This window comes from Pseudomonas sp. SWRI68, from assembly GCF_014269165.1.
GTDB classification, from domain to species: domain Bacteria; phylum Pseudomonadota; class Gammaproteobacteria; order Pseudomonadales; family Pseudomonadaceae; genus Aquipseudomonas; species Aquipseudomonas capeferrum.
In genome coordinates this window covers 185,688-208,189 of sequence record NZ_JABWRU010000005.1, presented here as the reverse complement: position 1 = coordinate 208,189, position 22,502 = coordinate 185,688, and the positions used below count along the sequence as shown (strand labels likewise).

18 protein-coding genes are annotated in these 22,502 nt (G+C 66.0%); all 18 read right to left on the bottom strand.

Annotation, left to right across the window (positions count from 1 at the left end):
- Positions 1–795, bottom strand: coding sequence for a hypothetical protein (locus HU770_RS10545; protein ID WP_186659171.1), 795 nt, complete (start codon positions 793–795; stop codon positions 1–3).
- The gene (locus HU770_RS10540) at positions 776–2,479 is read right to left on the bottom strand and encodes a GspE/PulE family protein (protein WP_186659174.1); all 1,704 of its coding nucleotides are present in this window, start codon (positions 2,477–2,479) and stop codon (positions 776–778) included. Before HU770_RS10540 ends, HU770_RS10545 begins: the two co-directional genes overlap by 20 nt.
- 61 nt (positions 2,480–2,540) lie before the next feature.
- The gene (locus HU770_RS10535) at positions 2,541–3,074 is read right to left on the bottom strand and encodes a response regulator (RefSeq protein WP_186659177.1); all 534 of its coding nucleotides are present in this window, start codon (positions 3,072–3,074) and stop codon (positions 2,541–2,543) included.
- A gap of 248 nt (positions 3,075–3,322) precedes the next feature.
- A complete protein-coding gene (locus HU770_RS10530) occupies positions 3,323–3,964 on the bottom strand; it encodes a SurA N-terminal domain-containing protein (RefSeq protein ID WP_186659180.1) in 642 nt (213 codons plus the stop codon).
- A gap of 12 nt (positions 3,965–3,976) precedes the next feature.
- Positions 3,977–5,521, bottom strand: a complete 1,545-nt coding sequence (locus tag HU770_RS10525) for an ABC transporter substrate-binding protein (protein ID WP_186659263.1) — start codon at positions 5,519–5,521, stop codon at positions 3,977–3,979.
- Between the two features lie 5 nt (positions 5,522–5,526).
- Positions 5,527–6,192: an SCO family protein gene (locus HU770_RS10520; protein WP_186663625.1), complete on the bottom strand. Its 666-nt coding sequence runs from the start codon at positions 6,190–6,192 to the stop codon at positions 5,527–5,529.
- Positions 6,189–6,881: an SCO family protein gene (locus HU770_RS10515; protein ID WP_033697582.1), complete on the bottom strand. Its 693-nt coding sequence runs from the start codon at positions 6,879–6,881 to the stop codon at positions 6,189–6,191. The genes HU770_RS10520 and HU770_RS10515 overlap by 4 nt, the downstream gene beginning before the upstream one ends.
- The gene (locus HU770_RS10510; RefSeq protein WP_186663624.1) at positions 6,878–8,869 is read right to left on the bottom strand and encodes a cytochrome D1 domain-containing protein; all 1,992 of its coding nucleotides are present in this window, start codon (positions 8,867–8,869) and stop codon (positions 6,878–6,880) included. The genes HU770_RS10515 and HU770_RS10510 overlap by 4 nt, the downstream gene beginning before the upstream one ends.
- A gap of 18 nt (positions 8,870–8,887) precedes the next feature.
- Complete coding sequence (gene mnxG, locus HU770_RS10505; protein ID WP_186663623.1) at positions 8,888–14,749, bottom strand: manganese-oxidizing multicopper oxidase MnxG; 5,862 nt, start codon at positions 14,747–14,749, stop codon at positions 8,888–8,890.
- 170 nt (positions 14,750–14,919) lie between these two features.
- Positions 14,920–15,684: a malonate transporter subunit MadM gene (gene madM / locus HU770_RS10500; RefSeq protein ID WP_033697574.1), complete on the bottom strand. Its 765-nt coding sequence runs from the start codon at positions 15,682–15,684 to the stop codon at positions 14,920–14,922.
- Between the two features lie 2 nt (positions 15,685–15,686).
- A complete protein-coding gene (madL, locus tag HU770_RS10495) occupies positions 15,687–16,109 on the bottom strand; it encodes a malonate transporter subunit MadL (RefSeq protein WP_186663622.1) in 423 nt (140 codons plus the stop codon).
- A 163-nt stretch (positions 16,110–16,272) separates the two neighbouring features.
- Complete coding sequence (mdcH, locus tag HU770_RS10490; protein WP_186663621.1) at positions 16,273–17,193, bottom strand: malonate decarboxylase subunit epsilon; 921 nt, start codon at positions 17,191–17,193, stop codon at positions 16,273–16,275.
- Positions 17,190–17,804, bottom strand: coding sequence for a malonate decarboxylase holo-ACP synthase (locus HU770_RS10485; protein WP_186663620.1), 615 nt, complete (start codon positions 17,802–17,804; stop codon positions 17,190–17,192). Before HU770_RS10485 ends, mdcH begins: the two co-directional genes overlap by 4 nt.
- 1 nt (position 17,805) lies before the next feature.
- Positions 17,806–18,597 carry a biotin-independent malonate decarboxylase subunit gamma gene (gene mdcE / locus HU770_RS10480; protein ID WP_186663619.1) on the bottom strand — a complete coding sequence of 264 codons (792 nt, stop codon included), beginning with the start codon at positions 18,595–18,597 and terminating at the stop codon, positions 17,806–17,808.
- A complete protein-coding gene (locus HU770_RS10475; protein ID WP_186663618.1) occupies positions 18,594–19,442 on the bottom strand; it encodes a biotin-independent malonate decarboxylase subunit beta in 849 nt (282 codons plus the stop codon). Before HU770_RS10475 ends, mdcE begins: the two co-directional genes overlap by 4 nt.
- Positions 19,439–19,735 (bottom strand): malonate decarboxylase subunit delta, encoded by a 297-nt coding sequence (locus HU770_RS10470; RefSeq protein ID WP_033697564.1) that lies wholly within the window; start codon positions 19,733–19,735, stop codon positions 19,439–19,441. The genes HU770_RS10475 and HU770_RS10470 overlap by 4 nt, the downstream gene beginning before the upstream one ends.
- 1 nt (position 19,736) lies before the next feature.
- The gene (locus tag HU770_RS10465) at positions 19,737–20,579 is read right to left on the bottom strand and encodes a triphosphoribosyl-dephospho-CoA synthase (RefSeq protein WP_186663617.1); all 843 of its coding nucleotides are present in this window, start codon (positions 20,577–20,579) and stop codon (positions 19,737–19,739) included.
- A complete protein-coding gene (gene mdcA / locus HU770_RS10460; protein ID WP_186663616.1) occupies positions 20,579–22,240 on the bottom strand; it encodes a malonate decarboxylase subunit alpha in 1,662 nt (553 codons plus the stop codon). Before mdcA ends, HU770_RS10465 begins: the two co-directional genes overlap by 1 nt.
- Positions 22,241–22,502 lie beyond the last annotated feature (262 nt).

The following is a 22,502-nucleotide window of genomic DNA, read 5'->3' as shown; positions in this document are numbered from 1 at the left end:
TCAGGCCACCGCCCGCCACATGGCGCACAACGGGTCGGCTTCGCTGGCCGGTTGGCACAGCTGCACCGCCGCCAATTGCGGCACGTCGCCGCGGCCGGGTGCATGCAGGTACACCCGTGGCAGATGCTCCCCGTACAACTCGCAGGTGCGTTCGATCAGCGCCTGCAGGGCCTGGTCGTTGTCGGCACAGCCTTGCGCCAACACCTGCTGCCAGGCACCCCCGGCGGCCAGCAGCAGCACGCTGCGGCGTGGCTCGGCGAGGACAAACAGGAAGTCGCCCTGCCCCAGCTGCGCCGAGCAACGGTTGTAGGCGGCCATCAGGTATGGCTGCACCGAACGCAGCTGCAACCGGCTTTCCCGCCCCAGTGCCTGCAGCCGTTGCAGCAAGGCCTCTGGCAGCGCGGTGGCAATGCGCGCGGCGCCTGCCGGCTCCGGCGAGAGGACGATGCGCCAGTCGCCCAGCGACTGCCCGTAGAGGTTTTCAAAGCATGCCCGCGCATAGGCATCGAGTTCGCGCGGGTGGCCGATGGCATCGCTCCAGGGCACCAGGCAGAAGCGGCTGTAGCGGGCCGACAGCAATACCCGCAACTGGGCACCGCGTACGGCGTGCTCGGCAAGCAGCGCGGCCAGCGCCTCGAGGGCGGCGTCCCAGGCCGGTTGGGCCGCCTCGCAGCTGAATTCGCGGCTGCCTAGCCACTGCTGTTGGTTGGCGTGCCAGCGGCCCAGGCCTACACCCTCGGCGCCGAGCACGGCACAGTATCTATGAGCACCACGATCACGCGATAAATGTGACACGGTTGATCTCCTCAAGGGTGGTGCGGCCTTCACGGACCAGGTCCAGGGCCGAGGCGCGCAGCAAGCGCAGGCCGCGCTGGCAGGCGAGTGTCTTGATCTGCGAGAGGGGGCGGCGTTCGACGATCATCTGCCGCAGGTCGTCGTCCAGATGCAGCAGCTCGGCGATGGCACTGCGGCCGCGAAAGCCACTGCCGCGGCACTGCCCGCAACCCTGGACGCGGACAAACGTCCAGCCGGCCACGGCGTCACGGGTCAGGCCTGAGGCCAGCAGGGTTTCATCGTCCACCTCGCAGGCTGTGGCGCAGTGCGGGCAGGCCAGGCGAATCAGGCGCTGGGCCAGGATGGCGTTGAGCGCCGAGACGAAGCTGTAGGGGTCGACCTGCATCTGGCTGAAGCGGCCGATCACATCGAAGACGTTGTTGGCGTGAATGGTGGTGAATACCAGGTGCCCGGTCAGGGCCGACTGCACGGCGATCTGTGCGGTGTCGGGGTCGCGGATCTCGCCAACCAGGATCTTGTCCGGGTCGTGGCGCAGGATCGAACGCAGGCCGCGGGCAAAGGTCAGGCCCTTCTTTTCGTTGACCGGTATCTGCAACACACCGGGCAGTTGATATTCGACCGGGTCTTCGATGGTGATGATCTTGTCCACGCCATGGTTGATCTCGCTGATCATGGCGTACAGGGTGGTGGTCTTGCCGCTGCCGGTGGGGCCGGTGACCAGGATCATGCCGTAGGGCTCGGCGGCCAGCCGGCGCAGGGCGCGCAGGGTGTCGTCGGCAAACCCCAGGGCCTGCAGCTGCACACCGCTGACCTTGTCGGACAGGTCCTGTTTGTCGAGCACCCGCAGCACGGCGTCTTCACCAAAAATGCTGGGCATGATCGAGACGCGGAAGTCGATCTGCCGTTCGCCCACGGCCACCTTGAACCGGCCGTCCTGGGGCACGCGCTTCTCACCGATGTCGAGCTCGGCCATGACCTTGATGCGCGAGATCACCTGGTCGGCGAAAGCGCTGCCGCTGGCCTTGCCGGCACCGTTGAGCACGCCGTCGATACGGTACTTGATGGTCAGGCCCTGGCCGGTCATGCCCAAGTGGATGTCGCTGGCGTGCAGCTTGAGGGCGTCGTAGAGGGTCGAGTTGACCAGTTTCACCACCCGGCTCTGGTCTTCGCTGATGCTGGTCAGCGACAGGCGTTGCAGCGGGTCGCTTTCGCTGCTGGCTTCGCTGTCGTGGTCAAGGGCATCGACGGCATGGAAGCTTTCTTCGTGGCGGGCCAGAAACGTCGCCAGCTCGGCGGCGTGAGCCAGGTACAGTGGCGCGCCTTGCAGCACATCGTCGATCCAGGCCAGGCGCGAAGAGTCGAAGGGGTCGGCGAACACGCCCAGCAGTTCGCCTTCGCGCTCGATCAGCACGAATTCGCGTTTCAGGCACTGGGCCAGGCTGACCTTGTCGAAGCGTGGGCTGCTGGCCAGCAGGGCTTGGCTGTGCAGCACCGGGTAATGCAGGGTGATGCCCAGGCGGTGGGTGAAGGTGCCTGGGGTGTCGTTGGCCAGGCGTTCCAGACAGTTGAGCAGGCGTTCTTCACCGGCTTGCAGACGGGCCTGGGCCAGCAGGTCACGCGGGTAGGCACACAGTGGCTGTGCTGGCTGCAGGGGTGTGGCGGCTGTATCGACTGCTTCGGACATGGCCTGCGACTCCACTCAGGGGGCGCGTCGCAGGCTGGCTCAGCCAGGGTAGCGGGCGCCGCTATTCCCCTGTGAGCAGTTGTTCGTCGTCAGCACCTGGGGGCTTTGCGCCATTGCGGCGGCGTTCGGCCAGTACCCAGCTACCATCGTACAACTGCAGGGGGAACGATTCGTTCCTGGTCTGGCGTCGTTCGACGAACCCTTCTGCCGGGTTGTCCGTGGCCCTGCGCCGGCGCTCGATGCCCATCAGGTCGAAGATCGCGCGGGCCAGTTCCGCCAACGGGAACGGCTTGAACAGGACATGGGTCACACCCAGTTCGGCGGCGCGCTCACGGACCTCGGCAGTCGGGTGGGCGGTGATCAGCACGAAATGGCACTGCCTGTTCTTGCGCACGGTCTCCAGAACCTGAAACCCCTCCATGTCGGGCAAGCGGTAATCCAGCACGATCACTTGCGGTGCCAGGCTTTCAGCCTGCTCGATACCACTGGCACCGTCGTGGGCAACATGAACATCCAGGCCTTGCGCCTGCAAATACGCTTGCAGGTTCTGCGCGAGGGTCTGTTCGTCATCGACTACCAATACTCTGTTCACCAAGGTCGACTCCCCAATACTGCCCGGTTACCCGGTCTGCGAAGTGCGGCCTCGATAAGGCTTGAGCAGGCTTCGTGCCAGGCGTGAATAATCATGCTGCACCACTGTAAGTCGTTGATCTGGCAAGGCTGCCCGAAGGCGCCCAGCCTGCTGCGCGCAGCCAGGCTCGCCCAGTTCCCCACATCCGGGGGACCTGATGGCACTTTGCCAAGTCGTTATCCCCCAGCTTTGGGGGAACACCATTGCGGGCCTCAGTCGGCGATTTCCACTTTAGCGGATTCGCGCAAACGTTGGCGCACGGTTTGCCGAGCCTGCGCCTGCAATTGCCCGATGAGCGTGGCCCTGGCCAAGCGCAGGCCCTGTTCTCGTATGACAGAAGGATTATCACTTTGGTTCTGCGCTCCTTGCAGGGTTTGCCGATTGGCCTCGTAGAAGGCCTCTACTTGTGCCTGGCTGGGCGCGTCGACCGCACTCAGTTGGGCATACAGCTGCTGGGCTGCCATCTCGTGACGGGTGTACTGAGCGTACTCTGCCCTATTGAAACCCGCCTCCGCCAGCCGCCGCTCGAACACGGTCGGGCTGCCGAATGCAGCCTCCACTTCGCCAACATGGGCAGCTACCTGTGCGTCACTGATGGCGATGCCCTGGCGCTGGGCTTCCTGCCACAACAGCTCCTTGTCGATCAGCTCATCCAGGGCCTGGTCACGCAGGCGTTTGTACAGCGTCGGGTTGCGGATGCTGGCTACCGCCCGCCCCTGGGCTTCGAGGTATTCCGTGAAGTAACGCTCCAGGCGCAGGGTATCAATCTGCACACCGTTCACCCGCGCTGCCGGCACATCGGCCCAGCTCGCCGTGGTGGTCAGCAACAACAGGCACAACAACAGGGTACGCATGGCAACCTCCGCTCAAAGGGCGTCCGGCACAGGCCGGTACGGGGTAACCGAGGTGAATCGCGGCCCCGGCAAGGCCACTGCCACCACATGGGCACCGGCCATGCCCTGCCGGCGGCCGGGGCCAAAGCCCAGGGCCGGGGTCAGGCCGGTCGTGACATCGTGCAGGCCTTCCAGGGCCGTGATCAACTGCTCGCGGCTGGCATCCCGGCCAATCTGCTTGAGGGCTTCGGTGAGCAGGCGCAGGGCGCACAGGGTATTGACCTGCAAGGACGCCTGGCGTGGGTCGAGGCCCTGGCGTTGCTGCAGGCCGGCCAGGGTTGCCAGGCCCTGTTCGGTCCAGTCTTCGGGTACGAACGGATAAGCCAGGAAGACCCGTTGCGACCACTGCTCAGACAGGCTTGCCAGCCCCCCGACCACCTGGCTGGAGGCCGCGAACAAGTACGGTTTGCGACCTGCCGCCTGCAGCGCTGTGGCCAGGTCGGCAAAGGCCTGGGCGCGGCCGAGAAAGACGATGCCCTGGCCGTCCACGGCCTGGCCATCGAAGGCCTGGATGGCGCCAGGTGCCCAGCCTTGCTGCACAAGCTGCTCGCGCACCTGCTCGGCCAGCGGCGCTTGCTCGTTACCGGCGTAGACCACGCGCAGGCCATCCGGGCCGAGGCCCAAGGCTTCGCGAGCATGGCCGGCCAGGCTCAGCAGTTGCACGGGCAAGCCCGGCAGAGGGTCGAAGATCTGCGCACTGCCGCCACTGCGCGGGGTGCTGCCGATCAGCGGCACATTCTGTTGCGCCAGCACGGGCGCCAGACGCTGGTCAAGCATCGGTGCCAGGGGGGTGATCAGGCTGAACACCTGCTCGTGTTCCAACAGCTGGCGCAGCGCCTGTTCGGCGCTGTTTGGGTCGTTGCCGGGGTCGAGCACCACCAGCTCCAGGCGCCGCCCATGCACACCGCCTTGCTGATTGAGTTGCGCCAAGCCGTCTTCAAGCACCGCGCGCACCACATGCCCCGCTTCGGCCAGCGGCCCAGAAGCGGGGAGCAACGTCCCCAGCCGCAGTACGCCCTCCTCCACGCCCGGGTCGCGGTCCTCGGCCAGGCGTTTGAGGTAGGCCGTGAGGTTGCGCTGGTCGGCCAGGGTCAGCTCGAAACGCGGCATGGCGGTGTCGAGGTGGTTGCCGGCAGGGTCCACACCCCGCTGGATCGCCCTGGCAAGGCTGGCGTCAGTGTAACCCGGGTAACTGCGCCCGTTGGCCTGGCGCTCGCCCTGCCCCAGTGCCAGGCGCTGCCATTCGAGGCTAGGTGGGCGAACACCGCCCTCGGCGCGGCCGCGCCCGTCGCTGCCGTGGCAGCTGGCGCAGGGCAGCACGCTGGCCGGCACGCTCATGTCGCTGGCGCCCACCCGCGCCAGCAATTGCGCGTCACTGCTTGACAGGCCTTCGCGGTACAGGCGCTTGCCAGCCTGTTCGTGCTCGCTGAGGTCAAGGGCGAAGGCTGAGCTGGCAACGCTTAAACCTAGCGTCAACAGCAGGGCGTTGTATGCGCGGCCAAACCCGCCTGCACTCATGATGTTCACCGACCCGCCAGCGGTTGGGTCAGCAGCTGCATGCGCTGGGCGATCGCCACAGGTGGTGCATCCGGGCGGATCTTGCTCCAGCGCTTGCCTGCCACGTCACCGGCAATCAGTTGCGTGGAATGCTGCTCGGGGCTGGGCAGGAACTGGCCGATACGGCCCAGTACCAGGTCGACACTGGCCTTGTCGCCCGTCAGGAACAACCAGTTGGGGCCATCCACACCCTGCTTCTGGGCAAAGGCCTTGAGCGCCGCCGGGGTGTCGTTGAGCGGGTCGCTGCTGATCGAGACGAACGTCACCTGCCCTGCCAACACCGGCCCCATGGCCCCACGCACCTCCCGCAGTTTGCGGGTGATCAGCGGGCAGGCGTCGGTGCAGTGGGTGAAGATCACGTTGAGCATCACCACCTTGTCCTTCAGCACATCACTGTAAAAGCGCAGCTCGCGGCCGTTCTGGTCCTTGAGCACGGTATCGGTGAACCAGGTCTGCGCATCGCGGGTACCGCCGCCACTGCTCATCGCCTGGGGCGCGGGCTGTGGTTCGGGGGCCTGGGGCGCATGGCCGTCATGGGCGAAGGCCACCGAGGCGAGAATCCACAGGCAGCCGCCCAATACCAGCCAGTCGAAACTGCGCATACCGACGCGGCGAGAGGTCGAATGGCTCATGGTTGCACCTCGTTATGGTCGGCGATGGGTTCGGCGCTGTGCTCGGCAATGGCCGTGCTTTTGGCATGCACCCGGCGGGCGCTCAGGCGGTTGATCTCCGCGACCAATACCGTCGGGTCGGTGAAGCCGTAGTAGCGGGTCCAGTGCCCGCTGCGGCCATCACCCACCAGGATCAGCGGCGGGTGCTGGCTCAGGTCGGCACTGAAGCTGCCCAGGCCTTTGAGGGTTTCGGTGATGGCGTACGGCGTACCGGTCAGCCAGCTCCAGCCTGGCCCTTTCTGAAAGGCCTTGGCGTAGTGCTGCAGGCGCTTGGCGTCATCGCGCTGCGGGTCGACGCTGATCGACACCAGGTGGATCTCATCGCCGACACGGCCGCCCAACTGCTGCTGGACCTTGCCCATGATCGACGACACCACCGGGCACACCGTGGTGCAGCTGGTGTAGATGAACCCCATCACCACCAGGTGATCCCCGACCAGGTCCTTCTCCAGGCGCACCGGCATGCCGTCCTGGTCGAGCAGCGAGACATCGGCGAAGCGCAAGCTGGCCTTCTCCTGCCGCGCGGCGGGCGGTTGCTCGGCAGGGCCGCCGTGGTCATGCCCGGCGTGGGCCAGGGCCAGGTTGCTGGACAACATCAGTGGCAGCGCCAGGCTCAGGCCCAGCCGTGTAAAAGCATGCTTGGCGTTCATCGCACACTCCTTATTTGCATCTGGGTAGCGTCCCCTTGGGCAGCCGTGGAGACCGAAACCGGCAGGACGCGCAGGCTGGTGTAGTTTTCTTCGGCAAACTTGCGGCCAAGCGACGGCGACTGCACATGCAGGTACCAGGCGCCGGCTTCAGGCAGGGTCAATGCAGCCTGGTAGATGCCCTCGCCCACTTCTTCGAGGCGCAGGTTGCGCGGCATCGACGACGGCGCCAGGAAATAGCGCAGGCTCAGGTCGCTAAGGCCCAGCCGCGGCTCGCCGTCATCGCCAACGATGCGCACCCGCGCGGTGAAGGCGCTGTGCTGCGGCAGCGGCTGTTCAAGGCCGAGAAACTCGGCATGCGCGCCCTTGTGCTTGCGGGCATTCGGCGCTGCGGCGACATCGGTGCTGAAGCAGTGAATGATCTGCGGCTGGTTGAGCAGGAAGGCCACATCGAACTTGCCGGCCGCCGGCATTTTCACCGTCGAGCCGTACACCCCCGGGGCCACCTCGCGCAGGCTGCGGTCGACGACGATGGCGGCGCGGGCCTGATGGCCGCGGTTGTTGTAGCCGGACATCGGCGCGTTCATGCCCTCGGCGTAGAAGTAGGTGGTGTTGTCCACCGGGTTGACCACGAACACCGAGTTGTCGTCACGCGATACCGACAGCCCCTGGGCCAGCGGCAGGTCGCCGGCCTGGCGCGGCGCGGCGGGGCCTGCGTCGAAGCCTTGGACGATCGGCGAACGCCCCTGCCCAAGGCTGCCCAGGTTGATCATGCTGACCCTGGGCGAGGCCAGGCCACGCACGTAGGCATAGCCCTTGGTGAAGGTCAGCTGATACGGTTCGGCCGCCACCGGGATGCGGTGGATCAGCGTGTCGGTACTGGCGTCGATCACCAGGGCCTGGTTTTCCAGGGTGTTGAGCACGATGCCGTAGCGCCCGTCACTGCTGAAGCGCATCGGGCCCAGGCCCTGTTCGGCCGTGAGGGTGTGGCGCAATTGATGGCTACGGCCATCGAATACCCGCACCGTGCCTTCTCTGCCGTCGACCACGTAGACCGCCTGGGACAACGCCGAGTAGCTCACCGACAGCGGGTGCGGGCCCACCTCCAGGGTCTTGGTCAGGCGCATTTCGGGGATATCGATGATGCTCAGGGTGCCGCTGTCGCGGTTGCTGACGTAGGCGTAGCGCGAGTCGCTGCTGAAGGCGATCTCGTGGTGCCCGGAGCCGGTGGCGAAGGACTTGAGCGTACTGCGCCCGGGCACATCGATCACCGTTACCCCACCCTTGGCCGGGTCACTGCTGTTATTGCCCACCCAAAGACGGTGCTGGTCAGGTTGCAGCACCACCCGCGTCGGTTGCTCGCCGGCGTCCAGGTCCGCCACGCGGGTGAAGGTTTCGGTGTCGATCACCGACACCTTGCCGCGCTCGGGGATCGACACGAACACCTGTTTGTCGTCGCCGGTGGCCGTCCAGTCCATGGGGCTGCCTGGCAATTCGATGCGGGCCATGGTGCTGGTGACACCGCCCACCGACACCGTCGGGTCGATCACCGTCAGGCTGGCGTCCTTGTTCAGCATCAACAGGAAGTAGCCGTTGAGGTCGAGCAACGGCCGGGCGCCAATGCTGCTTTTCAAGAACAGTGCGACACGGGCCTTGCAGCTTTGGTCACGATCGCCGACCGGTGCCGACTGGGCTGGGTCGATCCAGGCCCCCGGCGCCATGCCCGACAGCGGCTGGCCACTGGTCTGGTCGCTGACCTTGAAGCGGATGCTGGCAAAGGCGCCTTCGCGCAGCTCGCCCCCGGCCAGCGGGCGGACCTCGAACTCCACGGTCACGCCGTCCCGGCTGAGCCGATGCAGGGCCTGCGGGTCGGCAGGCTCCTGCAACAGCTCGCGCGGGTCGCACCAGAGTTTTTCATAGGCAACGCCCAGGCCGATCAGCGCTACCCCCAACAGTACCCCCAAGTAAGCAGGGCGAGTCTTTTTGTTCATGCTCGCGCTCCCATGTCGTTATTGTGCTGCAGCCGTTGCCGGCGGCGCTTCGTTGGTTACCCGCAAGATCCCCCACAACCCCGAGAGGTTGCCGTAGGCGGCGTAGTCGCGGAACAGGTAGTCCCCCGGCACCGCGTTGGCCCCGCCTGCGCTGGGCAGCATGAAGCTGAAGTGCGCTGCCGGCAGTACGCTTTCCTGGGCACCGATGTAGATGGACATCGGGTTGTAACCGAAGCGCACCGAGCCGATGCCGGGCAGGCTCATCGGGTAGCCATTGACGTCATTCTTCTCGGCCTGGTAGGCGTGCAGCGGCCACAGGTGCCCGTCCAGCTGGTAGGTGATGCCGCGGCTGCCACCGCTTGGCATCAGCACATGGCTGCGCGCCGGCTGGCCAGGCTTGGCCCACAGCACCGGCGTTTGCGGGTCGCCACCGACCAGGGCGTTGCTGTAGGCCATGTGGGCATTTGGCACATCGGCAAAGCCATTGCCGTCGGCGTGGCCGAAGGGTGCGTCCGGCGCCATGCCGAAGCGCAGCCACAACGGTTCGGTCTTGTAGTTCATGGCCATGTTGCCGTTGTCTTTAGGGTCGCCCGGCACGCCATTGCCCTCAGTAGCGATACCTTCCACAGGCCGGCCATCAGCCCAGCGCATGTTCATCGAGCGCTGCCACACCGTGACAAAGTCGCGGTAGTCGGGCTGGCCGCTGACTTTCACCGTCGCCTGGGCACGGCTGGCGGTGTCCTCGGTGAAAGTGGCAGCCTGCGGCAGGATGCTCATGGCACCCACCAGGCCTTTTTGCGGTTGCTTGATGAAGTCCGACGGGGTCAGGTTGAGGCCGCCGAACTCGATCGCCGTGGTGTTGATGTTGTCTACCGTACGGCCCAGTTGCAGCACCGGTTTGCCTTCGCGCTCCAGGTGGCCGGCGTAGTACTGGTACACCTTGGACGGGTAGGCGCCGCTGTTGCCGGCACGCGGCGGCACGGTCTGCACCGGGTTGAGGCCAACGTTGGCACCGTCGGACTTGGTGATGTCGTAGGCCAGCAACTGGGCATGCAGGCCCACATGGCTGGAAGGCCGCATCAGGTTGTTGTTGAAGGCGGTGGAGCCTTCGCTGCCGTTGCGGTCACGTTTGACCACGTTCTGCATCACTGCGGTGCTCGGCAGGTCGGGCATCACCAGCGGCAGGCGGTTTTCCAGGGTGATGCTGATGCAATCACCGGCGCTGGCGCGCAGCACCAGCGGCTCTACCGGCACGCCGGGCTTGAGCTTGCCGGTGCTGGCATCCAGGTCTGCCTTGCGCACATACAGCACAGCGGTCGGGTCGTGCAGCGGCGCGCTGTGGCCACCGACGGTGAAGGTGGTGCCGTCCTCCTCGTCGACCACCGTGACCTGCGGGATGCTGGTGGTGCGGCTGTTGAACACCAGGGTGCCGCCGGCGGCCTTGAGCGGGCCACCGACATGCTGGCCAACCCCCGCCGGGTCGGCGATGCTGACACCCTGGCGGTTCTCGAGGATGTCGTTGGCCAGTGCGGCGACGATCTCGTAGTTGCGCTTGATCGTCGCCCGGGTGCCGATGCCATTGACGTTGGCCGTGGTTTTCGGGCAGATGCCGTCAAAGTTCACGGTGTTGCGCATGGCCACCGGCTGCGGGTTGTTCGACAGCGGGAACAGGTCCGGGCGCAAGGTGGTGTAGTTGCGCATGATGCCCCAGATGCCATTCCAGTAGCCTTCCAGTGCCGCGTCCAGCGAATACAGGTAGTCGCCGTTGGTGGCGGCGGAGCTGGAGATCATCGACACCGGCGCCATGAAGCCCAGTTGCTCGGAGATGCCGAGCATCTGCGACGCTTTCCACCCCGAGTTGGAGCTGCTGCCAAAGCCCGAGCCGTTCTGCAGCCACTTGACCCCGTGCAAGGTGACGTTGTGCTCCTCTTCATGGCCACCGGCATGCATGCGCAGCCGCACGTTGTCGCCCGAGTAGGTGCGCAACATTGGCGTGAACGGGTCGCCGGGTTCGCTGCCGGCGGTGTTGATGTGCGGCGGGAATACCGTGGTGCCACCGGTGGGGCCCACCGCCGAGGTGATCGCCGAAGGCGCCATGTTCATCGCCGGGATCGCGCGGTCAATGCGGCTTTGCAAGGCATAGCTGAGGTCGCCGCCCAGGCCGTCGGCCTGCATGCCACGCTTGCCGTCCGGGGCCACCTTGTTGGGGTCGAACACCCGCAGGGCCAGCGGCTCGTTACGGTAGTTGACGACGAACATGCCAGGGTCATCCACCGAAATGGCCTGTGGGCACGGCCGGGTCGGGCACCCTGGGCTCAGCCCGCCACGCGACTCGACCACCGATTCGAGCAGCGACGAGGCTTTCTGCCGTACCGGAGGGTTGATGGCGTAGCGGAAGCTGTCGGCAGTGGCCGGGTACGCCTGGCCATTGGGAATACCGTCGGGCCCCGCGCCAACGTACACGCCCGCTTCATAGGCATGCTGGAAGTCGCTGTACTCGAGGAAGAACTCGCGGTAGCTGTCGTTACGGCCATCGCCGTCATGGTCACCGGTCTTGATCACCGCCTGCCACGAGGTCGGCCCGCCGTCCTGGCGAGACGGGTTGTACAGCTGCTCGCCGGTTTCGGCGTGGTACCAGGTAGAGCCGGCAGGCTCGGCCAGTACCGTGGCGTAAAGGCCCAACTGCTGGTGGGTCGATGGGCCAAGGTGGTCGTGGGTGAAGATGGTGCCCAGGCCACGGTCGACGTTATGCACGTTGACCACCGGGTCGGCGAACCAACGCTGCATCGCCGTGCGCGCGCCCAGCCAGTCGGCCCGGCCGAAACGCCCGAAGTAAGGGTGTTGCTTGGCTTTCGGGCAGGCGGCGGTACCGTCCCGGCTGTCGCCTTCGGTACAACCGTTGTAGGCACGAATGGCATGCACGCGCTCGACCACGCTGCCGGGCGAGAGGATGCCGTCCTCGTAGTTCCAGCCGTTGGCCGCACCGTCGGCTGCGGTGAGGTCCCACTTGGGCAGGTGAATATGCTGGCCGATCACGTCGGTCGGGGTGCGTACCTGGTAGTCGTCCATCTCATAAATGGAGGGGATCAGGTTGGTGTGCTGGTACATGGTGCAGTCGAAAGTGTTCATGCGCATCACCAACGGCTCTGGAGGGCGCTGCTTGGTGATCACCGGCCAGGCGTCTTCCCAGAGGGCGATGATGCGTGCCTGCGGGAAGTGGTAGCCGACCTTGTTGTAGACCGCATCGAACTGGATATTGGCGCCCTTGTAGATGCGCGGGCGGTCGGCGGTGAAGGCAGAAGCGCCGCGGAAGTTCATGCCGGTCAGGCTCTCGCCGCTGGCGTACTCGCCCACCCCCGACGACTGGGTGAGGCGCTTGCCACGGTCGTCCATGCAGGGTTCAAAGAACGGCGCACCGGCGGTCGGCAGGGCGCCGTTGGTGCGGAAGTTACGCGCCACCGGTTGGCTGCCGGGTATCAGCGCATAGCTGGGGTGCTCGGCCTTGGCGTGGAATTTCATGGCTGCCTGCTCAACTTCCGTGCCCTCTTCGGGCAGGTAGATCGGCTTGGCTTTGTGCACCACCTTGGAGAAATCCAGCTTGGTGGTGGTGGTCTGTGCTTCACCCCCTGCCGAAACACCATCCAGTGCATGCCGGCCGAGGCCACCATCCCAACCATCGACCTGGTTGGCGTCCAGGTTGGCCCACAGGGCGTTGCCGCTGTTCTTGAGTTGCTGGGCTAGTGCAGGGTCGAGCATGTCCAGCGGCGGGGTGGGAGGCCGTTGGCCGACGCTGCTTTCCATGCCACCGATCCAGAACGGATAACCGGGGTTTTTCAAGGTGCCGTCGGCGTTACGGTTGCTCTCGCTGCGGTCGACCAGTGCCAGCGAGCCGACGGCCTTGGGTTCAGCTACGCCATGGCCATGGTCATCGTCGCCCTCCTCGCCGTCGTCATCCTCCTCGTCATTGGCTGCCACCCGTTGCTCGGCAAGCTTGGGTACCACGACCACCTTGCCCGGCATGGGCGCCATGGCTTTGCCAGGCAGTGGGACGATGGCGGGGATGGGTGTGCCCGCAATGATCTCACCGTCGGGCAAGGCCCGCGCGCCAACCGCCGGTTTGCCGCTGCGCAGGGCAAACGGGGTGCTGTGGTAGCCGTTCGCGGCCTGGCCACTGACCTCCAGCCGGGTGCCTTCCTCGAACACATCGTGCACCCGCCACATGGCCCACATGCCCTGGGCGAAGTGCGGGTAGAAGTGGCAGTGATAGATGGCATCGCCGGCCACCCGGTTACGGTTGCCAGAGCCACCGTTGGCGATCTCGTAGGTGTAGCCGATGCCCGGGCCGATACCCTGGGCGTCGACGTAGTCGGAGTTATCGTCGTTGGGGTTGAACAGCCACTGGTGCCCGTGCAAATGGAAGATGTGCTGTTCGTGACCGTTGTGCGTGTTGCGGAACTTGGTGAAGTCACCCATGTAGCTGTGGTGGACGTTGGCCGGTTCTGACGGGTACAGGGCCATGCTGGCCTTGACGCCGATGGCGCTGGCCGGCGGCGTCTCGCCTGGGCGGATGTTCTCCAGGCCAACGTTGGCCGGCACATCCACCAGCGTGCCGATATCGCCCACGGTGTGGGCGCTGAGGAAGAACTCTTCGTAGGCGCAGGACAAGCAGTCGTGCATCGGGCCCACGCCCAGGCGGTTGGCCACCACTTCGGCGCCCATGCCCCCAGAACCGTAGTTGATCATGAACGAATCACGGGTCGGCTCCAGTACATGGCCCATGACCGGGTCGGCCCAGTAACCGGGGAAGGCCTGGGTTGCTGCCACTTCGTCAGCGAACTGCGAGGCGAAATCACGGAACGCGTCCAGCCGGTTGGGCAGCGCCGGGTTACGTTTGTTGACGCTTTCCAGCGGATAGGTCGAACGCGGGAAGCTGCCATCTGGGTTGGGGCCCATGACAATGGCATCGGTCTCGCTGTTGAGGATCTCGTTGCCATCGACCATGGCGATGATCGGTTTACCGGCCTTGCCTTCGGTGATCCAAGGCTCGGCCTGGGGGTAGCGTGCCTGGTAATCGATAACCGGTTGGCCAGTGGCGGTGCGGCCGGTGCTGGCCAGGCGCATCTCTTCTTCTGTGAGGGTGTTGCGGAAGGTGCGCCCGCCTTTGGGCACCACCACCACCTGGCCGAACAAGCCATTGGCAACGTTGCCGGCACCGCCCTGGCCGCCGAAGGTCGCGCCTTGGCTGGTGGCGGCGAACGCCCCTTCGCGTTCGGCATACAGGGTGTAGCTGCGGGTATTGCCCGGTGACACCAGGAAGTTGCCGTTGCGGCCGGTGTTGGCAGCAATATCGCCAATGCTGTTGACCGCTTGCATGCCGTTGACCTGGAAGCCTACGTGGCGGTCGCTGACCTGCTCATCGGCAACGAAGTGCTCACCGCCTTCGTTTTCGAATTCGGTTTCCGGCCCTTCCTCCTCCTCACCTTCGGCCTCGTTCTCTTCGTGGTCGATGCCGTGCTTGTTGGGGTTGGCCTGGTAAGCCAGCAGGTTGGTCAGGTTGACGGTGAGGCAATCGCCTGCCGCCACGCGCAACACGATCGGCCGTGGACGCTTGTCCGGGCGCAAGGTGACTTTGCCAGGCACGGCGGCGCCACCTTTGCCGAGCGGGACCTGGTGCTCGTCCACCACATCCTCGCGCAAGGCGAACATCATGCCGTTGGCGTTTTGCGCGCCGAGGCGGTTGAACATCAGCGGCTGGTCCAGTGCCACCACATTGGCGACCAAGGTGCGCTGGCACTGCACAGCTGCCTCGCTGGTCGCTTCCCAGCCGAGCAGGGCCAGGAAGAATGATGACAGGACGGGGCCTTTGAGCGGGGTCGACATGCTGCACCTCCGGAACACAGGAACTCTGCGAGGAGGTTCAGCAAGGTATATGCCACATGTGAATTGCTATTAATTTCAGTGTGTTACGCGATCAACCGAAACAGATTGGGGAGGATTCCCCAACGGCTTTCCCCGATTCGGGGGATGGGGCTGCTGCGCAGCCCATCGCCTTAACCCATCAACCCACGCACACAGAAATACAAGATCGAAGGCCCCATCAGGCAGCCCAGCCCGGTATGGAACGTCGCCGTCAACGCGCCGTAGGGCACCAGCCGCCGGTCCGTTGCCGCCAACCCTGCCGTCACCCCCGACACCGTCCCGGCCAAACCGCCGAACACCATGGCCGAACGCGGGTTGTCCAGGGCCAGCAGGCGCGCCGATACTGGCGTGAACACCATGACCAGAATCGCCTTGATCAACCCCGTGGCAATCGACAACGCCATCACATCGGAGCTGGCACCCAGGGCCGCCCCCGTCACTGGCCCGACGATATAGGTGACGGCGCCCGCGCCGATGGTGGTCATGCTCACGGCATCGCGGTAACCGAACGCGTAGGCGACCGCCGCACCGACGATAAACGGCAGGACCGTGCCCAGCAGCAACGCCACGGCGCCAATCATCCCGGCCTTGCGGGCCTCGGTGGCCTGCACTTCGAAGGCCGTGGCGACGATGGCGAAGTCTCGCAGCATCGCCCCGCCCATCAGGCCGATGCCTGAGAACAGCGCCATGTCCGCCAGGCCTTTTTGCCCGCCGGTAACAGTGCCGCCCACCCACGCCAGCACCAAGCCGATGACGATGGCGATCGCCGAGCCGTGCACCCGGCCGAAGGTCAGGTATTTCGACATCAGTACCGACAACCACATGATCGCACCGACCACCGCGAAGGCCGTGATCAGGCCGTTGTGCTCCAGGGCATTGTCCATGATCGGCCACATGATCAACGACCTCCTGCAGGGGCAACCTGCACCGGGGTTTCGGGGGCGGGCTCAAGCGCGGGCAAGGGTTCGCCGCGGTGGCTGCGGCTGATCAGCGCGATGGTCGCACCGCACACCAGTACCGCGCCGATCGCCGCCAGCAACGCCACCGGCCCGCCATGCAGGGCGGTGACCACATTCTGCTGGGCGGCCATGGCCACCACCACCGGGATGTACATGGCGCCCCAGAAGCCGACGCCGAACTCGCACGCCTCGCTCATGCCGCCATGGCGCTGCCTGTACAGCCGCGCACAAATCAGCAGGATCATGGCGATGCCGACCCCGCCCACGTTGGATTTGACACCCAGCAGCACGCCCAGGAAGTCGCCGACGATGACGCCGGCAAGCGTGCATACCGCCAGCAGAGCCACACCATAGATAATCATTGTTGTTGTCCTCAGGTAGTGTCGAAGTTGCTTGTTGTTGTTCTTCGTAAACACACACTTGCGCGGCTCACGCGGTCAATGTGGGAGTTGCCAGATTGTCGGGGCCGCTTTGCGGCCTTTCGCGACACAAGGCCGCTCCTACAGGCATCGCTCCAGCCTGCCATCATCGGTTCTGGGCCACCTCCTGGCGCAGCAGCGCGTCGAGGGTATCCGGGCGGGTGCCTTCCACGCTCACCACCCTGCCCTGTTCAAACACCGGCCGGGCCAGGCCGCTGAGCACATTGCCCGGCGGTATTTCCAGGTGCAGGCGTACCCCGCGTTCATAGGCGTTGCGCAACGTGGCACGCCAATCCACCACCTGTGCCATGTTGCCGGCCAGGTCGTCGCGCAAGCGCTGTATATCGAAGATTGGCCGTGCACTGCTGCCACTCAGGTAGGTGATCGCAGGCCGGCGCAGCTCGACCGTGGCAAAGGCCTTGGCAAGCTCTGCAGCCGGGCCGGCGAGCAGCGGGCAATGGGATGGCACGCTCACCGCCAGGTGCCGTGCGACGCCTTGGCCCTGGCTGCGCGCGCGGCGTGCCACCGCGGCCATGGCCGCCTCGCTGCCGGCAATGACGATCTGGTTTTCACTGTTGAGGTTGGCGACGTAGACCTCACCGCCCACCGCCCTCAGCAAACGCTCGACGCTAGCCAGGTCGAGGCCGCTGAGTGCGGTCATACCGTAACCGTGCGGATAGGCGCACTGCATCAGCTCGCCACGCAGGGCCACCAGCCGCACAGCATCGGCGAACCCCAGGGCACCCGCCGCAACCGCAGCGGGATAGGCGCCAATCGACAGGCCGGCCACGTAGTCCGGCGCAGGGCTGCGCTGCATCAGCCAACGGGCCCAGGCAACCCCGCTCAGCAACAGGCAAAGCTGCACCGCACGGGTGCCCTGCAGGGCCTCCTGGCTGTCCAGGCCCAGGGCGCTCTGGCCCAAGGTATCACTGGCCTCTTCCAGTAATTGACCGGCGCCGTCAGGCAGACGATGCAACATGCCCACCTGCTGAGCCCCTTGGCCGGGGAACGCGAACAAGCTGCTCATGCCGCGCACTCCAGGGCAGCCCAGGGGTCGCTGACCAGGCGCGCGCCGAGCGGCGATTTGAGCAATACGCGCCGGGCACAAGCTGCCCACTCGCGCAGGGCGACGGCGCCTGCCGGTGTTTCCAGCTGCACATCAATGCGGCACGGTGCGCAGTCGAGGATGTCCAGCAGTTCCAGGGCCTTTGCGCGCGTCAAAGGGTGCGGTGCACGCAGCACCAGGTCCAGATCGCTGGCCAGGTGCAGCACGTTGATACCCGTGGCCAACTGATAGCCCACCCCACCCGTCGGGCCCCAGGCCAGCCCGCAGGTGTCGAGCACCGGGGCCACCGAGGCCAAGGCCTGTAGCGCAGGCCAAGGGCTCGGCGCGCACCCGCGCAATGCCTCAGGGCTTTGCAGACGCAGGATATCGCCCAGGCGCATCTGCGTGCCCAGCCGCTGATCCCGGCTTTGCCCGCGCACGCCCACCGCCACCCAGCCGTCAGCGCAGGCTGCACGGCGCACCACCACAGGTTGGCCGCTTGCCACCACCTGCAGCGCCCACTGCGGGGTATTGTCAGGCAGCGCAGACAGGGGCAAGCCCCAGAGCAGGTCGTGTGGGCGTGGCGTGTTCATCTCAGGCCCCCTGCCACTGACGACGCAGGTGCTCGCGCACCTCGCGCGACGCCCGCCGGTTCTCGCCCGTCAGCCGCGATGACAGGTCGGTCGAGCTGCCGATATCGCGCACAGCGTCGGCCAGGCAAGTACGCACCCGGGCCAGGTCGTCGGCGCTTGGCGTCTCGGCGTTGTCCACGCCAAGGCGTCGCCACAGCAAACCCAGCGAGGCGTAGCTGTCGAGGTCGTAAGCCATCGGCGGCACCTCTGCGGCCAGGGCTTCCAGCGCTTCGACGCTGCGCAGGGTAATGCGCGCGGCGGCGGCCTTGCCCATGGCATGCACCATCACACCAGCGTCATCCAACGCGATCAGGCGCTGGGCTTGATAGCCATGCGCCAGAAAAGCACCCGACATCGCCTTGCCGACCAGCAAGCCAATCACCGGGTGCCCGGCCAGGCGCGCCTGGGCATACGCCTGCACCGCACCGGCCAGGGCCTGGTGAATGCCCAACGCTTCTTCGCGGCGGCCATAGGCCTGGCTCGGCACATCGATGACCGCGACAATCGCGCGCTTCTCGCCGTGGCGGTCGGCCTCGACCGCCTCGCTCACCGCCTTGGCCAACCCCCAGCCTTCCAACAGGCCTACTTCACCCGCGCGGGCCCGGGGGAACGGATTGTGCGCATCTGGCACCACAGCAATGAAGCGGGCCAGGCGGTTGTCCAGTTCGCCGTCGATCACCTGCAGCGACGCAGGGTAGCCCAGCAACGCTTGGCCGCCGGCCAGGCCCGGCAGCCAGTTCGAGGCACGGTTCATTTGGCTTCTCCTTGATAGAGGGTGCGCACGGCGGCGGCATCCAGTTGCGGGCACTCATCGCCCAGGCGCGACAGCCGCTCGAGGAACCAGGCATGGCGGCTGGCCCGGTCTGTGGCTGGGGTGTCGAGCAGTTGCAGAAGCTGCTGACGGATGGCATCCACATCGTCGGCGACGTAGCCATCCACCAGCCCGCTGGCATGGCGCTGCTCGCCGCCGGTGAGGCTCCAGATGAACGGCCGGTCCTTGGCGTCGTATTCGTCGATGCCCGCTTCCTGCTCGATCACCTGCGGGCCGTTGAGGCCCAGGCGCGCCTCGCGGGTGACCAGCAAGTGGCTGCACAGCCCGGCAGCGATGGACATGCCGCCGAAGCAGCCGACCGTACCTGCGATCAGGCCGATCACCGGCTGGTAGCTGCGCAACGCGACGATCGCGGCCTGGATCTCGGCAATCGCCGCCAGCCCAAGGTTGGCTTCCTGCAAGCGCACACCACCGGTTTCCAGCAGCAACACGGCGCTGGTCGGGGTACCGTTGCGGTTGTCTTCGATGGCCAGCTCCAGCGCACCGGCGATCTTGGCCCCGCCCACCTCGCCCATGCTGCCACCCTGGAAGCCCCCTTCGATAGCGGCGACCACGGTATGGCGGCCGTTCAGGCGGCCCTTGGCGATGACCACGCCATCATCGGCCTGGGGCACGATGCCCTGGCGTGGCAGCCAGGGCGACATGAGCCGGTCGAACGGGCCCAACAGTTCGCGGAAGCTACCCGGGTCGAGTACGGCGCGGGCCCGCTGGCGCGCGCCCAGTTCGACAAAGCTGCGGCTTTGCAGCAAGCGTTCGATGTCCGTCATGGGGCGATCTCCTCGAAGCCTTGCTCCAGCCGCAGGCGCACCACGCCAGGGGTGGCGCCGAAGTCATGGATGTCGATGTTCACAGCGGGCCACTGGCGGCCTTCGAACAGGCGCTGGAACAGTTGCGCCCAGCGGGCGCCGCTGCCGTTGACCGAGGTTACGACCTGAATCTGCAGGCTGCCGGCGGTGCCGGGCTCGATCAGCACCTCCAGGTCGCCGGAGCTGACGCAGCCCACCACGGTGCGGCCACGGCCAGGTTCGGCGGCGGCGAATTGAAAGGTCAGGGTTTCCATGTCACAGGCTCCCGGCGTTGTCGAGGAACAGGCAGGCGGCCAGCAGATCGGCGGCGCCGCCCGGTGAGGCATTCAGGTGCAGCAACTGCTGGTCTAGCCGGCGCAGCTGCCGGCGCCCGGCCAGGGTGGCACTGCCACCCGCCTCCAGCACGGCACGGGCGCCCTGCTGGACCGTGGCCAGCCCTTGCGGCCCGGCACGCCAAAGCACACAGGTGTCGGCCAGGGCCGCCATGATCGCGAGCAAGGCATCGAGCCGTGCTTGGTTTTCACGGGCGCCGGCAGCGCGGCTGCGGTGCAGTTGCGGCAGCCCGTGAGTGATCACAGCAGGGAACCCCAACTGCGCCTGCTCACGGGCACCGCCGCTGCCATAGCGGCGCTGTATCTGCACACCATGGCTGTCTTCAGGGGTTGCGCCTGGGTCGTCGATCAGTGCAATGCGCCCGGCGCGGGCGGCCAATGCAGCGGGGCCAGCCTGGGCACCCAGCGCACTGGCGGCCACCAGCAGGCCCAAGGCCCAGATCGCGCCGCGGTGGGTGTTCACCCCGCCCGTGGTCGCCAGCATCGCCGCTTCGCCCTCACGGCCAATACGGCCCAGGGCTGCGCGCAGGGGCACGCCGATCTCGCCAATGGCCTCGGCCGCTTCGGCCATCTGCCGCAGGCAGGGCCACAGGGCCAACGCCGAGGCATGCATCAACGCCAGCGTCATGTCCGTGTGGGCACCGTTGCTGCGACGGTCTACCAGGCCCGGTTTGGGCGACAGGTCGGCTTCGTCGATCAGCGCATCGACTGCCAGGTCGGCCAGGCGGTCGGCCAGGGGCAAGGTGTGCAGGTTGAGTGCTTTCATCACCAGCTCCTGAACCGTGCGGGCGGGTTGTACAGGCCGCCAGACCAGTCGACCAGGTCGGCAATACTGCGCGCGGCCAGCAGCTCGCGGCTGGCGTCGGTGCGGCGGATGCCGAGGTCTTCGGGCAATGCCACCAGGCCTTGCTGGCGCAGGCGTTGGGTGTCTTTGGGGTCGTGCCGCAGGCCAATGGCGGTGACGCCGGCTACGGCAGCGATCATCTGCCGGCGCTCTTCGAGGGAGCGCGCCTTGTACAGGTAGGCGATGCCTTCTTCGGTGAGCAGGTGGGTGACGTCATCGCCGTAGATCATCACAGGGGCCAGGGGCATGCCGGCTTTTTTCGCCACTTCGACTGCATCGAGGGTTTCGACGAAGGTGGGCTTGCCGCCCTCCTGATAGGTTTCGACCATCTGCACCACCAGCTTGCGGCCGCGTTCGAGCATTGTCTCGGGCACGGTCATGTCGAGCCAGGCCGGGGTTGCGTGGCGGCGGCCGCGGGGGTCATGGCCCATGTTCGGCGCACCGCCAAAGCCGGCCAGGCGGCCGCGGGTCACGGTCGAGGAATGGCCATCGCCATCCACCTGCAAGGTGGCACCGATGAACAGGTCGACGGCGTATTGCCCGGCCAGCTGGCACATCATGCGGTTGGAGCGCAGCGAGCCATCGCGGCCGGTGAAGAACACATCCGGGCGCTGGGCGATGTAGTCCTCCATGCCCAGCTCGGTGCCGAAGCAATGCACGCTTTCGACCCAGCCGGTCTCGATGGCGGGTATCAGGGTGGGGTGAGGGTTGAGCGTCCAGTTGCGGCAGATCTTGCCTTTCAGGCCCAGGGATTGGCCGTAGGTCGGCAAGATCAGTTCGATGGCTGCGGTGTTGAAGCCGATCCCGTGGTTCAGCGACTGCACCTGGTGTTTTTCATAGATGCCACGGATCGCCATCATCGCCATCAGCACATGCACCGGCTTGATGTGGCGCGGGTCGCGGGTAAACAGCGGCTCGATGTAGAACGGCTGGTCGGCGACCACCACGAAGTCGACCCAGGACGCAGGGATATCGACGCGCGGCAGGTCGTCGACCCGATCCACCAACTGGTTGACCTGGGCGATGACGATGCCATCGCTAAACGCGCAAGGCTCCACCAGGGCCGGGGTGTCTTCGGTGCTGGGGCCGGTATAGAGGTTGCCATCGCGGTCGGCCATGAAGCCTGCGACCAGTGTCACGTTGGGGATAAGGTCGACCAACAGCCGCGAGTAAAGCTCGATATAGGTGTGGATGGCGCCGACTTCGAGCAGGCCGTCTTCCAGCAACTGCCCGATGCGCAGGCTTTGTGGCCCGGCGAACGAGAAGTCGAGCTTGCGGGCGATGCCACGCTCGAACAGGTCCAGGTGCTCGGCACGGCTGACGCTGGGCATGATCATGTGCAGGTCGTGCAGGCGCGCTGGGTCCACCTTGGCCAGTGAGCGCGAGAGGAAATCGGCCTGCTTCTGGTTGTTGCCTTCCAGTACCACCCGGTCTCCGGGGGCGAGCAACAGCTCCAGGGCCTCGACGATACGGTCGGTGGGCAGCACCACGCCGTCGGCGAGGTGGCGGGCCCGGTCGAGGCGGCGCTGCTTCTCGGCGCGCCGCCGCGACCATTGCAGCGGTGGATTCTTCGTTGTTGTCATGGTGACTCCACGGGTTCGCTGTCGTGGGGTCACCTTAGGGCGGTGCGGGCATGGGCATCAATCAAGCTGGGTGCGCGATCGTTACGCTAAAGTTAATAATTGGGGGCTCATCCACGCCCACCAGACCCTTAACAGACTGCTAGAGTGACAAAAATGCAGGACACCCCTGCAGATTTACCGATTGTGCACGGCAAATTCGCATGACAGGATCCAGCTATCCTCCAGCGAACTCCAGACTTCACTTGGAAAATCAATAACAAAG

What these genes read in the sequence shown, in the direction of transcription:
- HU770_RS10470 (WP_033697564.1), bottom strand. Translation starts at nt 19,735, where the DNA reads ATGGAAACCCTGACCTTTCAATTCGCCGCCGCCGAACCTGGCCGTGGC.
- mdcA (WP_186663616.1), bottom strand. Translation starts at nt 22,240, where the DNA reads ATGACAACAACGAAGAATCCACCGCTGCAATGGTCGCGGCGGCGCGCC.
- HU770_RS10525 (WP_186659263.1), bottom strand. Translation starts at nt 5,521, where the DNA reads ATGAGTGCAGGCGGGTTTGGCCGCGCATACAACGCCCTGCTGTTGACG.
- HU770_RS10475 (WP_186663618.1), bottom strand. Translation starts at nt 19,442, where the DNA reads ATGACGGACATCGAACGCTTGCTGCAAAGCCGCAGCTTTGTCGAACTG.
- HU770_RS10530 (WP_186659180.1), bottom strand. Translation starts at nt 3,964, where the DNA reads ATGCGTACCCTGTTGTTGTGCCTGTTGTTGCTGACCACCACGGCGAGC.
- HU770_RS10515 (WP_033697582.1), bottom strand. Translation starts at nt 6,881, where the DNA reads ATGAACGCCAAGCATGCTTTTACACGGCTGGGCCTGAGCCTGGCGCTG.
- HU770_RS10510 (WP_186663624.1), bottom strand. Translation starts at nt 8,869, where the DNA reads ATGAACAAAAAGACTCGCCCTGCTTACTTGGGGGTACTGTTGGGGGTA.
- mdcH (WP_186663621.1), bottom strand. Translation starts at nt 17,193, where the DNA reads ATGAGCAGCTTGTTCGCGTTCCCCGGCCAAGGGGCTCAGCAGGTGGGC.
- madM (WP_033697574.1), bottom strand. Translation starts at nt 15,684, where the DNA reads ATGTGGCCGATCATGGACAATGCCCTGGAGCACAACGGCCTGATCACG.
- mdcE (WP_186663619.1), bottom strand. Translation starts at nt 18,597, where the DNA reads ATGAACCGTGCCTCGAACTGGCTGCCGGGCCTGGCCGGCGGCCAAGCG.
- HU770_RS10485 (WP_186663620.1), bottom strand. Translation starts at nt 17,804, where the DNA reads ATGAACACGCCACGCCCACACGACCTGCTCTGGGGCTTGCCCCTGTCT.
- HU770_RS10465 (WP_186663617.1), bottom strand. Translation starts at nt 20,579, where the DNA reads ATGAAAGCACTCAACCTGCACACCTTGCCCCTGGCCGACCGCCTGGCC.
- HU770_RS10520 (WP_186663625.1), bottom strand. Translation starts at nt 6,192, where the DNA reads ATGAGCCATTCGACCTCTCGCCGCGTCGGTATGCGCAGTTTCGACTGG.
- madL (WP_186663622.1), bottom strand. Translation starts at nt 16,109, where the DNA reads ATGATTATCTATGGTGTGGCTCTGCTGGCGGTATGCACGCTTGCCGGC.
- HU770_RS10540 (WP_186659174.1), bottom strand. Translation starts at nt 2,479, where the DNA reads ATGTCCGAAGCAGTCGATACAGCCGCCACACCCCTGCAGCCAGCACAG.
- mnxG (WP_186663623.1), bottom strand. Translation starts at nt 14,749, where the DNA reads ATGTCGACCCCGCTCAAAGGCCCCGTCCTGTCATCATTCTTCCTGGCC.